The organism is Pseudomonas sp. B3(2017), assembly GCF_002113595.1.
Taxonomy (GTDB): Bacteria; Pseudomonadota; Gammaproteobacteria; order Pseudomonadales; family Pseudomonadaceae; genus Aquipseudomonas; species Aquipseudomonas ekonensis.
Map to the genome: position 1 here is coordinate 96,769 of NZ_NEIU01000019.1, position 11,145 is coordinate 107,913.

Here is an 11,145-nt window from a genome sequence, read left to right on the forward strand (position 1 = left end):
TGACTTTGTTTTTGGATTCGCCCTTGAATAGCGTAGTGCCATTATGACTCGTAGTGTTTATCTTTTAATGTTGGCAAGTCTCGCTCTGCAAGGTTGCATGTTTTCCCCCGGCCAGCACCTGAACACCTTCGGCATCACCCGCCAGGGCGCCAGCGAAAGCAGCCGGGTCGAACTGATCCCGATCACCCCCAAGCTGATCTCCATGAACCGGGCCACCCAGAAGCGCGAAACGCTGCCGCCCGAGTTGCTGGAGGCGCCGGCCGAGTACCGCATCGGCCGCAACGACGTGCTCTACATCACCGTGTGGGATCACCCCGAACTGACGGCCCCGTCCGGCGCGCAGCAACAGATCGACGCCAACGGCCGACTGGTGCGCTCCGACGGCACGCTCTATTACCCGTTCATCAAGGAAGTGCAGGCGGCCGGCCGCACCATCCAGCAACTGCGCTCGGACATCGAGCAGCGCCTGTCGGCGTTCATCGCCGAGCCGCAGGTGGATGTCGCCGTGCTGCGTTTCGCCAGCCAAAAGGTCGTGGTGTCCGGCGCCGTCGCCAAGGCCGGTCCGCAAGCCATTTCCACCAACCCGCTGAGCGTGGTCGAAGCCCTGGGCTCGGCCGGCATCGACACCAACAACGCGGACTTGTCCGGCCTGCTGCTGACGCGCAACGGGCGGGTGTACCCGCTGAATCTCGACAGCCTCAACCAGCAGGACTCCGAGCTGCAGAACGTTTACCTGCGGGGCGGCGATCAGCTGTACCTGCCGTACAACGACAACAAGCGCATCTACGTCATGGGCGAGGTCAACCAGCCCCGTGCGCTGAGCTTCAAGACCGCCACCATGAACCTCTCCGACGTGCTCGGCTCGGTCGGCGGACTGAGCCAGACCACCGCCAACGGCAACGCCGTGTACGTCATCCGCGGGGTCGAGAACCTCGATGTCGAGCCGGCGAAGATCTACCAGCTCGAAGCCGAATCGCCCACCGCCATGGTGCTGGCCACGCACTTCGAGGTGCGTCCCCAGGATGTCGTCTATGTCGGGCCTGCCAACGTGACTCGCTGGAACCGTCTCATCAGTCAATTGGTGCCATCGGCGTCGATTGTCGGTACGGGCGCTTCCGCTGCGAAGAACTGGAGCGAATACAGCAACAACAGCAAATAAGGCCGGGCCCGACAGTGAATACGTTGAAAGCAGGCATTGGCCTGAGCGCGGTCCTGTGGCTGTGCGGCTGCAACCCGTTGATGGTCGCTTCGTTGACCAACCTCAAGTCGGCGGCCATCGGCCCGGATGAGCTGGACGTGACGGCGGCCCAGGTGGCCGAGGTGCGCTATCCGCAACTCAAGCTGACCACGCCTTCCGGCTCCGGTGTGCTGGCGCTGGTGCGTGAGCGCGGCGACCTGCAGTTCTGGGTCGCTTCCGGCAAGCAGGTGCTGCTGATGCGCGACGGCCTGGCGGTGCGCAGCATCGGCCTGGGCCTGGAAGGCGATCTGGACGGCACGCGGCTGTCAGACGCCGCGCCTTTTAAACAAGGCCTTCAGCACGTCGCCGACGGCTACACCAGCCAACGCTGGATCGACCTCTACAAGGGCCAGGAAGTCGGGTTGCAGGTGAACAGCCGCTTCGCGCGCCAATCCATGGAAACCCTCGACATCCTCGACAAGGCATACGCCGTGCTGCGCATCGACGAGCGGATCGACGTCCCGGCCATCGGCCTGCGCGCGACCAACCGCTATTGGGTCGATCCCAAGGACGGCTTCATCGTGCAGAGCGAGCAGCAACTGACCTCTCAGTTGCGGGTGAAGATCGTGCACCTGACCCCTGACCGCAGGCATGTGCCATGAAGCGGCTGAGGATGTTGTCCGCCGGCCTGCTGCTGGCGGCCGGGGCAGGGCAGGCGGCGGTGCTGGTGTCCGGCGATGTGGCCAACCCGGGGCCGGTGGAGTTGCCGGCGGGCGGGCGTTTGACCGACGTGATCAGCGTCGCGGTGCCCAACGCCGAAGGCTACTGGCTGGCGGGGGTGCTGCTGCGTCAGTCCTTGCTGGAGCAACAGACCCGGCTCAAGGCCGGGGTGCTGTTCGACCTGGACGTGCTGCTGCGCATGGCCGTGCTGTTCGACCGCCCGAGCCGCGAAGCCTTGGCGCTGCGCACGGCCGAAGAAGTGCGGCAGATGCCGGTCACCGGGCGCCAGGTCGCGAACCTGGATCCGGTGGCGCTGGAGGTCGGCTTCGCCCTCAACCTGCGGCTGGACGACGGCGACCGGCTGATCTACCCGGCGCGGGTCGATGAGGTCGAGGTGCTGGGCGCCGTCGCCGAGCCGTGCCGCTTGCCCTATCAGCCGTTGCAGGAGGCCAGTGACTACCTGCAAGGCTGCGCGCTGCTCGAAGACGACGCGGACGCCGATTACCTGTGGCTGATCCAGCCGGACGGCGCGGTGCGGCGGATCGGCATCGCGCACTGGAACCGCGAGAGCGGGCACTTGCCGGTGGCGGGCAGCCGGATCCTGGTGCCGTTGAAGAATGACGACCTGGATCCGCCCATTCCTGAACTGAATCAGCAGTTGGCCGAGTTCATTGCCACGCAGTTGGCTGAGGTGGTTCGTTGAAGTTACGTTTTGCAGCCGTGTTGCTATTGCCGTGCGGGTTGGCCCAGGCCGAGCCGCGCATCACCCAGAACGATTTCGGCGGCGCGGGCCTGTTGCAGACCCCGACCGCTCGCATGTCGCCCGCCGGCGAATTGAGCGTGAACGCCAACCGCACCAGCCCCTACAGCCGCTACAGCGTGTCGCTGCAGCCGCTGGACTGGCTGGAAGGCTCGTTCCGCTATACCGCCATCACCAACCGGCCCTACGGCCCGTCGTCGATGAGCGGTGACCAGAGTTACAAGGACAAGGCGGTCGACGTGAAGGCCCGCCTGTGGGAGGAAACCCACTGGGTGCCCGAAGTGGCCCTGGGCTTCCGGGACGTCGGCGGTACGGGCCTGTTCGCCAGTGAATTCGTGGTGGCCAACAAGCGTTTCGACAACTTCGATTTCAGCGCCGGCCTCGCCTGGGGCTACATCGGCAACCGCGGCGACATCGACAACCCGTTCAGCGTGCTGGGCGACCGGTTCAAGACCCGGCCGGCCATGGAAGGCACCGGTGACGTCAACGCCGGCTCGTACTTTCGCGGCAGCCCATCGTTCTTCGGCGGCGTCAGCTACCAGACGCCCTGGGAGCGGCTCAGCCTGAAGCTCGAATACGAAGGCAACGACTACAAGCACGAACCCAAGGACAACGTGATCAAGCAGGATTCGCCGATTAACCTCGGCGCGGTGTTCAAGGTCACGGACTCGGTCGACGTCAGCGCGGCGTGGGAGCGGGGCAACACGGCGATGTTCGGCATCACCTTCCACACCAACTTCGTCAGCCGCAAGGCCCCGGCCAAGACCTTCGACCCGCCGGCCGAGCCGCTGCCGGCCAAGGCGCCGGTCAAGCCGATGGAGCAGGTCGACTGGGCCGACGTGTCCCAGCGCCTGCAACAGAACGCCGGCTACAAGGTCGAGCGCATCAGCCAGCGCGGCTCCGAACTGCTGGTCTACGGCGAGCAGCAGCGGTACTTCCACTCGGCCAAGGCGGTCGGGCGGGCGAGCCGGATCCTGGACAACAGCGTCAACGACGAGATCGACTGGTTCACCGTGGTCAACAAGCGCTACGACCTGGCGCTGGAAGAGACCAGCGTGCCCCGGCAGACCTTCCGCGAAGTGATCAACAACGAAGAGCCGCTGCAGTCGCTGCACCGCACCACCGAGGTCAACCCGGCGATGCCGCACAACGAGAAGACCCTCTACACCCAGCCGCTGCAGCGCTTCAGCTACGGCATGGGCCTGGGCTTCAAGCAGAACGTCGGCGGTCCGGACGGCTTGCTCTACCAATTCAGCGCGGACGCGGACGCCGAGTTCCGCTTCAATCGCAACACCTGGTGGAGCGGCATGCTTAGCCAAAACCTGGTGAACAACTTCGACAAGTTCACCTACGACGCGCCCAGCGGCCTGCCGCGCGTGCGCACGGATCTGCGCCAGTACCTGACCACCTCCGACACCACCATGCCGCTGTTCCAGCTCAGCCACGCCGAGCAGTTGGACAAGGATCTGTACGGCATGGTCTACGGCGGCTACCTGGAATCGATGTTCGCCGGGGTCGGGGCCGAAGTGCTGTTCCGGCCGACCGGCGAGCGCTGGTCGGTCGGCGCGGACCTGAACTACGTGCGTCAGCGCGAGTTCGACCAGGGCTTCGGCCTGCGCGACTACTCGGTGCTGACCGGCCATATCACCGGCTACACCGACTTGCCCTACGAAACCCTCGCCGCCATCAGCGTCGGCCGCTACCTGGCCGGCGATTGGGGCGTGACCTTCGACATCTCGCGGGAGTTCTCCAACGGCGTACGCTTCGGCGGTTGGGCGACGATGACCACCGCCAGCGGGGCGGAGTACGGCGAGGGTAGCTTCGACAAGGGCATCTACCTGTCCATCCCATTCGACGAGATGATGAGCATGTCGACCATGCGCCGCGCCAACCTCGTCTGGGCCCCCCTGACCCGCGACGGCGGCGCACGGCTCAACCGCAGCTTCCAGCTGCACTCGATGACCGACAGCCGCGATGACGACATGTTCTACCGCAACTTCGAGAAGATCACCGAGTGACCTGAAATCCTGTGGGCGTTTGCCTGCAAGCGATGAGGCCGGCATTGCCGGCATCTTTGTTGACTGACCCATCGCCATCGCCAGCAGGCTGGCTCCCACAGGTATCTCCGGTGCCCGCAGGATTCATGTGCACCACAAAACCTGTAGGAGCTTGCCTGCAAGCGATGAGGCCGGCACAGCCAACATCTCTATTGCCTGACCCACCGCCATCGCTGGCAAGCCAGCTCCCACAGGTATCTCCGGTGCCCGCAGAATCGATGTGCACCACAAAACCTGTAGGAGCTTGCCTGCAAGCGATGAGGCCGGCACTGCCGACATCTCTATTGCCTGACCCACCGCCATCGCCAGCAGGCTGGCTCCTACAAGGGATCTCGGCTGTCCGCGACATCCCGGCACACCACAGAACCCTGTGGGAGCTGCGGTGCGACGATTCGACTTGCCTGCGATGGCGCCCTTGCAGGCGCCGCAGGCAAACGCACCCTCCACACAAAAACACCACCCACAAAAAAGGGGACTTTCGTCCCCTTGCGGTGCCTGTTGCCTTGCCCTCAATAGATGTCCTTCGACAACAACGTGAACGGCGTCTTCACCAGGATCTTCACATCCAGCCACAACGACCAGTTGTTGATGTACTGAAGGTCGATCTCCACGCGCTTCTGCATCTTGTCGAGGGTGTCGGTCTCGCCCCGGCAGCCGCTGATTTGGGCAAGGCCGGTGATACCCGGTTTGATTCGGTGGCGTGCCATGTACGCGAGAATCTTGCCCGAATAGTAGTTGTTGTGCGCCACGGCATGCGGACGCGGGCCCACCAGCGCCATGTGCCCTTGCAGCACGTTGAACAGCTGCGGCAACTCATCCAGCGAGGTGCGGCGGATGAAGCGGCCGACCGCCGTGATGCGCGAATCGTTGCGGCTGGCCTGCTTGACCTCACGGTCGTCGTGCACGCGCATCGAGCGGAATTTCCACACCTGGATCACCTTGCCGTTCCAGCCGTGGCGGTCCTGCTTGAAGAACACCGGACCCGGCGAGCTGAGCTTCACGGCCAGCGCGATCAGCAGCAGCACCGGGCTCAGCAGGAGGATGGCCACCAGCGCCACGGCTTTCTCCACCAGGCTTTTGCTCAGCGCCGCGGTCGGTCGGCTGGTCAGCGGGCTTTCGTTCAGGTAGATCGCCGGCAGGCCGTCCACGACTTTCACCGAGTGGTTGAGCAGCGTCAGGCTGTTCAGGTCCGGCACCCACACCACGTCGACGTTGGCATCCAACAGATCGACGTACATGGCTTCGATCTTCGCCGCTTCGCTCAGGGGCAGGGTGATGTACAGGCGACGGATGCCATGGCGGCGGATCAGCTCCAGCAGTTCCTCCTGGGCGCCGACGACGCGCGGTGCGCCGGCCTCCAGCGCGGGAACGGTGCCGTTGCTCACCAGCCCCACCAGCGGCAGGTTTTCGCTCTGGTTCAGCTTCTTCGCCAGGCCCAGGGCCAGTTCGCCGGTGCCGACGATCAGGGTCTTGTGCTCGCTCTTGCGGGTGCGCTGGTAGTACTTGGAGAACGCATGCAGCGGCGCGTACAGCAACGCCTGGCCGAGGAAACCGTATACGGCCCAGTCGAGGATCACCGGCGGCGAGAACAGCTCATCGGCCTTGCACACGAACGCAATGAACGCCAGGGCGCCCATGGTCATGGACCAGCCCGCCAGCAGGCGACCGAGCCCGGTCAGGTAATTGTCCCGCTTTCGGTACGCGCCGCTGAACGTGTAGGCCGGCACCGAGGCCAGCACCGCCAGCATGGTGCACATCCGGTAATAGAACTCGACCTTGCCGGTGTGCTGCTCGGCCAATATGAACAGCAGTGAAACAATAAAGCACTGCGCCAATGCCCATTGGCCCCAGAAGGTAAGTCCCTTGAGGCCGGTGTTTCTGTTGATACGAAGAGTAAGATCCATACGATATCCCCAAAAGACGTCCATTCAGGTTTCGACAGTTGAAAACCGAGTTGTTAAATAGACTTGTTGTTTTTGTTGGAGCCAGTGTCCTGAGGTAACAGCGTCGATATGCCGAACTGTCGTCATTGAATAGACTAAGTTATTGCCGGGGATGGTGTCTGACGAGTTCTAACAAGATGGCACAGTGCCAACTATCGAGTCGCAAGGAAGTTCCGGACGTTAGAAAAGGTCAAAAGCGGAGGGGTGAATAAATGATGTTGTGTTTGATACTGTAGGAGGCGTGGGAGGCGGGATCGTTCGGAAAAGGGAGGAGGTCAAACAGGAGTGCTTTTTTATTTTTGTTTTTGCACTGTTTCCGTTTGTTTTACATATTCAAAGCCGTGGTTACGCGACGACTTCCTGAATCAGGCAGTAGCCTCGGTTGCGCACGGCACGAAACAGTCGCTCACCGTTGCTGGCGCTCTTGAACTTGTCCTGCAGGCGGCTCAGGCACATCTCCAGTCCGCGGTAGTGCTCAGGCTCCCGGCCGATGCTGAGGATCAGCTCGTCACGGCTGACGACGCGCTCCTCATGGTGCAGCATCTTGCGTACCAGCGCCGTCTCAAGGCCGGTGAGGCTGATCTCCACACCCTGCTTGACCAATACGCCATGATCGTCGTCCAGGTGCCAGGCCTCGGTGCCGCCGGCGTCGACGTCGATCGTTCGGGCAATGCCGCCGGTGTCCGCCGTCGCGGGCGGATGGCTGTGGAACGGGTTGGCCGATTGGGCCGCCAGCCACTCGGATTCGAGGGTGGCCAATATCTTTTGCGTGTCGTGTTCGATACTGCGCGCGACATTCTTCCTTGTGACGCTCGGGTAGGTGAACTCCATCAGCATGGGGGCGGAAGAGGGCGACGCAACACCTTCGATGAACATTTGTGCCTGGGACGTGCCGAACGAGTTGAACCGCTCACTGGACAGGATCGATTCAAGTTCACGTTGCGACGAAGTGCTGTGTGTCACGACGACAAAATATTTTCGGTGGAGGGTGGTACTGGTTTCCATGTCTCTCTCCTAAAACTGCACGCCAAAATTTGGCTAAAAGATATTCGGCAGGCGAGTAATAACCACCTTGGCAATAACCATAAGGCAGGGTCTGGGCTCGAAAGTGGCCCTCGAATAGACTTCACTCGATCTGCTGCGTGAAACAGGGCTTTATTGTTATGGTTCGGTGTTGCCACCGCGCTCATGCAATCGACAACTTATTATTGAATTTGAAACATGAATGAAACGACGAGATCCAGGATCTTTATATGGTTGCATCAGACGCTCCTTCGTATGCATGCAAAAAAACGGCTTATCCTTGGTTCAGGCGGTTGAGATCAACCCCCTCATCAGACGGTATCCGTATCCACGGATACTCTGAATGGCGTTTGTACCATACATGTCTTTGATTTTTCCACGTAGACGGCTGATCGACTTCTCCAGCGCCCGGGGGTCGTAGAAATTGGTGTTGAGCCCCATGATGTTGGCGATTTCATCATGGCTGAGTATGTGATTGCCGGTCTGCGCAAACGCTTCCAGGATCTTCATTTCAGCGAAGGAGATGTCCAGCTTCTTGCTGGTGTCGGACAGGCAGATGCGCGTGGGATCGAGCACCAGGTCGATATCCCGTTGCCATTCTTCGCTGTTGAAGAACTCGGCCAGCAGTTCTGCGCCTTCGTCGGCGAGGGTATTGAGCTTGATGCAGAAGTCGGCGCCGGCCAGGTAGTACTTGATCTTGTTGAAGGCGCCGCGGCCGGTGAGCACGGCGCAAATGATCGGCTTGAGATTGTCGCTGCGCAGCGCTTCCACCAGCGCCAGGCTTTCTTCGAGCGCCTGGGGGCTGTCGATCACGATGAAGATGGCCCGATACGAACCGCAATGTTCATGTTGCTTAAATGAACGGCCGTACGAGTTGGCCTCGATCTCCATGTCGGCCCGCACGTGCCTGGCGACCAGCGCACTGAAATGTTCAGCCACGCCACGGGTGCGGGCCAGGGTGAGGACACCTGGCTCGTCGTTTGTCCGGCGTTGGCTTCTAGTGGTCGCCAAGTTCCCTGTAAGCATCATGCATTGACTCGAAAAAGTGCTGACATCGGGATGTTAAAGCACAGTTTCTCATCTGTGACTGACAATTGGTAACATTTGCGCGGATTTTAGACGTGGCTCCCGAGTTTTCTAACAATAACTAAGCTTTTCAAGCTTTTAGTTGATTTTCTCGGAGGGGTGAACTAGTGGAAGAGGAGGCGTTAGATGATGGCGATGTGGAATTGTGCCATCATTTTGTATCTGTGGCGATTTGTTTTTTATGCCCTTTTGCCACTATCTGCCTGCGCATCGATCATTGTTCAAGTGAATGGATAATGTGAGGCGGGTCACATTTTATTGGGCCGAAGCCGATTTTTCCACCCGGGCCCTAAATTTATTTCGATGAATTCGTATTCGGACGATTAATAACATGGCTTGAGTGCGTCTTTTGATAAGGCCTATTCTCCGTCGCCGAGTAGAACAGTCGGGTATGGATACACGAACTGTTTAACATCATAGACGCAATTTCTGAATGCAATGGACGAAGTGCTCTTCAAGAGCGATCTGACGGAGGATTAATGGATTTCTGGACCTTATTCCAGGTGTTGATACTAGGGGCTGTAGAAGGTCTGACCGAGTTCTTGCCCATTTCCAGCACAGGCCACCAGATCATTGTCGCGGATCTGTTGGAGTTCGGCGGCGAACGCGCCATGGCGTTCAACATCATCATTCAACTGGGGGCGATCCTGGCCGTGGTCTGGGCGTTCCGGCCCAAGATCTTCGAAGTCGTCAAAGGCCTGCCGACCCAGCGCAATGCCCAGCGTTTCACCGCGAACCTGCTGATCGCCTTTCTGCCTGCCGTGGTGTTGGGCGTGCTGTTTGCTGACCAAATCCATCACTACTTGTTTAACCCGATCACCGTCGCCGTCGCGTTGGTGGTGGGCGGGGTGGTGATGCTGTGGGCGGAACGGCGGGAACACGTGGTGAGCGTCGACCATGTCGACGACATGCGTTGGTCTGACGCGCTGAAGGTGGGTTTCGTACAGTGCCTGGCGATGATTCCGGGCACTTCCCGCTCCGGGTCGACCATCATCGGTGGCTTGCTGTTCGGCCTGTCGCGCAAGGCTGCCACCGAGTTCTCGTTCTTTCTGGCGATGCCCACCATGGTCGGTGCGGCGGTGTACTCGGGCTACAAGTACCGGGAACTGTTCCAGGCCGGCGACCTGCCGGTGTTTGCCCTGGGCTTTGTGATCGCCTTCATCTTCGCGATGATCGCCGTGCGCGGGCTGCTGAAGTTCATTGCGAACCACAGCTACGCGGCGTTCGCCTGGTATCGGATCGCCTTCGGTCTGCTGATCCTGGCGACCTGGCTGTTCGGCTGGGTGAACTGGACCGCTGCGGCGGCCTGACGTCTATTCGGCCAGGCGGAGCGATCCGCCTGGCCAAACAGTTTTCAACGTCCTTCGAGCAGCCCGGCGGCCTGATCCAGCAGCGCCAGCGGATCCTTGGCCTTGTGGATGTCCACCGACAGCAACTGACGAAACTTGCGCGCCCCCGGAAACCCGGTGCCCAGCCCCAACACATGGCGGGTGATGTGGTGCATCGCGCCGCCGGCCAGCAGATGCTCGGCGATGTACGGCCGCAGCTGCGCCAGCGCCTCGGCCCGGCTGATCACCGGCGCCTGGCTGCCGAACAGTTGTTGGTCCACCTCGGCCAGCAGGTAAGGGTTGTGGTACGCCTCACGGCCCAGCATCACGCCGTCGAAGGTCTGCAGATGCTCGTGGCAGGCCTCCATCGTCTTGATCCCGCCGTTGAGGATGATCTCCAGCTCCGGAAAATCCGCCTTCAGCCGCGCCGCCACGTCATAGCGCAGCGGGGGAATGTCACGGTTCTCCTTCGGCGACAGCCCCTCCAGAATCGCAATCCGCGCATGCACCGTGAAACTGGTGCAGCCGGCGTCGCGCACCGTACCGACGAACTCGCACAGCTCTTCATAACTGTCCCGCCCGTTGATCCCGATCCGGTGCTTCACCGTCACCGGAATCGACACCGCATCACGCATCGCCTTCACGCAATCGGCCACCAACTGCGGATGCCCCATCAGGCACGCGCCGATCATGTTGTTCTGCACCCGGTCGCTCGGGCAACCGACGTTCAGGTTCACCTCGTCATACCCATGCGCCTGCGCCATGCGCGCACACGCCGCCAGATCCAGCGGCACACTGCCGCCCAACTGCAACGCCAACGGATGCTCCGCCTCGTTGTGCCGCAGGAACCGCTCGTGATCGCCGTTGAGCAACGCACCGGTGGTGACCATTTCGGTGTAGAGCAGGGCATTCTTCGACAGCAGGCGTAGGAAGAACCGGCAATGACGATCGGTCCAGTCCATCATCGGCGCGACGGAAAAACGGCGGGAGAGCGGGGCGGGTGCGGCGGTAATCGGGGACATGGGCGGTTCTGGAATGGGTGGGGCTGGGA

9 protein-coding genes are annotated in these 11,145 nt (G+C 61.3%); 5 read left to right on the forward strand and 4 right to left on the reverse strand.

The features are described 5' to 3' along the window. Nucleotides 1-97 precede the first annotated feature (97 nt). Genes CAG33_RS23465 through CAG33_RS23480 form a run of 4 tightly spaced genes read left to right on the forward strand, consistent with a single transcriptional unit; the run spans nucleotide 98 to nucleotide 4,675 of the window. The gene (locus tag CAG33_RS23465) at nucleotides 98-1,159 is read left to right on the forward strand and encodes a polysaccharide biosynthesis/export family protein (protein WP_085584476.1); all 1,062 of its coding nucleotides are present in this window, start codon (nucleotides 98-100) and stop codon (nucleotides 1,157-1,159) included. A gap of 14 nt (nucleotides 1,160-1,173) precedes the next feature. After that, nucleotides 1,174-1,839 (forward strand): YjbF family lipoprotein, encoded by a 666-nt coding sequence (locus CAG33_RS23470; protein WP_085640706.1) that lies wholly within the window; start codon nucleotides 1,174-1,176, stop codon nucleotides 1,837-1,839. After that, the gene (locus CAG33_RS23475; protein ID WP_085630774.1) at nucleotides 1,836-2,600 is read left to right on the forward strand and encodes a capsule biosynthesis GfcC family protein; all 765 of its coding nucleotides are present in this window, start codon (nucleotides 1,836-1,838) and stop codon (nucleotides 2,598-2,600) included. The genes CAG33_RS23470 and CAG33_RS23475 overlap by 4 nt, the downstream gene beginning before the upstream one ends. Beyond that, on the forward strand, nucleotides 2,597-4,675 hold the full coding sequence (locus CAG33_RS23480; protein WP_085640708.1) for a YjbH domain-containing protein: 2,079 nt from the start codon (nucleotides 2,597-2,599) through the stop codon (nucleotides 4,673-4,675). The genes CAG33_RS23475 and CAG33_RS23480 overlap by 4 nt, the downstream gene beginning before the upstream one ends. 548 nt (nucleotides 4,676-5,223) lie before the next feature. On the opposite strand, the gene CAG33_RS23485 is transcribed toward CAG33_RS23480, so the two are convergent. The 3 genes from CAG33_RS23485 to CAG33_RS23495 all read right to left on the reverse strand — a co-directional run bounded on the left by CAG33_RS23485 (nucleotide 5,224) and on the right by CAG33_RS23495 (nucleotide 8,709). Further along, on the reverse strand, nucleotides 5,224-6,618 hold the full coding sequence (locus CAG33_RS23485) for an undecaprenyl-phosphate glucose phosphotransferase (RefSeq protein WP_085584467.1): 1,395 nt from the start codon (nucleotides 6,616-6,618) through the stop codon (nucleotides 5,224-5,226). A gap of 384 nt (nucleotides 6,619-7,002) precedes the next feature. Next, on the reverse strand, nucleotides 7,003-7,662 hold the full coding sequence (locus CAG33_RS23490; RefSeq protein ID WP_085640710.1) for a helix-turn-helix domain-containing protein: 660 nt from the start codon (nucleotides 7,660-7,662) through the stop codon (nucleotides 7,003-7,005). A 303-nt stretch (nucleotides 7,663-7,965) separates the two neighbouring features. Beyond that, complete coding sequence (locus tag CAG33_RS23495) at nucleotides 7,966-8,709, reverse strand: winged helix-turn-helix domain-containing protein (protein WP_085584463.1); 744 nt, start codon at nucleotides 8,707-8,709, stop codon at nucleotides 7,966-7,968. Nucleotides 8,710-9,245: 536 nt separating this feature from the next. On the opposite strand from CAG33_RS23495, the gene CAG33_RS23500 reads away from it, so the two are divergent. Continuing rightward, nucleotides 9,246-10,076, forward strand: coding sequence for an undecaprenyl-diphosphate phosphatase (locus tag CAG33_RS23500; RefSeq protein WP_085584461.1), 831 nt, complete (start codon nucleotides 9,246-9,248; stop codon nucleotides 10,074-10,076). Between the two features lie 44 nt (nucleotides 10,077-10,120). Here the strand turns inward: CAG33_RS23500 and dusA are convergent, their stop codons facing one another. After that, nucleotides 10,121-11,116, reverse strand: coding sequence for a tRNA dihydrouridine(20/20a) synthase DusA (gene dusA / locus CAG33_RS23505; RefSeq protein WP_085640712.1), 996 nt, complete (start codon nucleotides 11,114-11,116; stop codon nucleotides 10,121-10,123). Between the last annotated feature and the right edge of the window lie 29 nt (nucleotides 11,117-11,145).

Excerpts from the sequence above, each read along its gene's own strand:
- CAG33_RS23475 (WP_085630774.1), top strand. The coding sequence starts at position 1,836 with ATGAAGCGGCTGAGGATGTTGTCCGCCGGCCTGCTGCTGGCGGCCGGG.
- CAG33_RS23465 (WP_085584476.1), top strand. The coding sequence starts at position 98 with ATGTTTTCCCCCGGCCAGCACCTGAACACCTTCGGCATCACCCGCCAG.
- CAG33_RS23490 (WP_085640710.1), bottom strand. The coding sequence starts at position 7,662 with ATGGAAACCAGTACCACCCTCCACCGAAAATATTTTGTCGTCGTGACA.
- CAG33_RS23500 (WP_085584461.1), top strand. The coding sequence starts at position 9,246 with ATGGATTTCTGGACCTTATTCCAGGTGTTGATACTAGGGGCTGTAGAA.
- CAG33_RS23495 (WP_085584463.1), bottom strand. The coding sequence starts at position 8,709 with ATGATGCTTACAGGGAACTTGGCGACCACTAGAAGCCAACGCCGGACA.
- CAG33_RS23485 (WP_085584467.1), bottom strand. The coding sequence starts at position 6,618 with ATGGATCTTACTCTTCGTATCAACAGAAACACCGGCCTCAAGGGACTT.
- dusA (WP_085640712.1), bottom strand. The coding sequence starts at position 11,116 with ATGTCCCCGATTACCGCCGCACCCGCCCCGCTCTCCCGCCGTTTTTCC.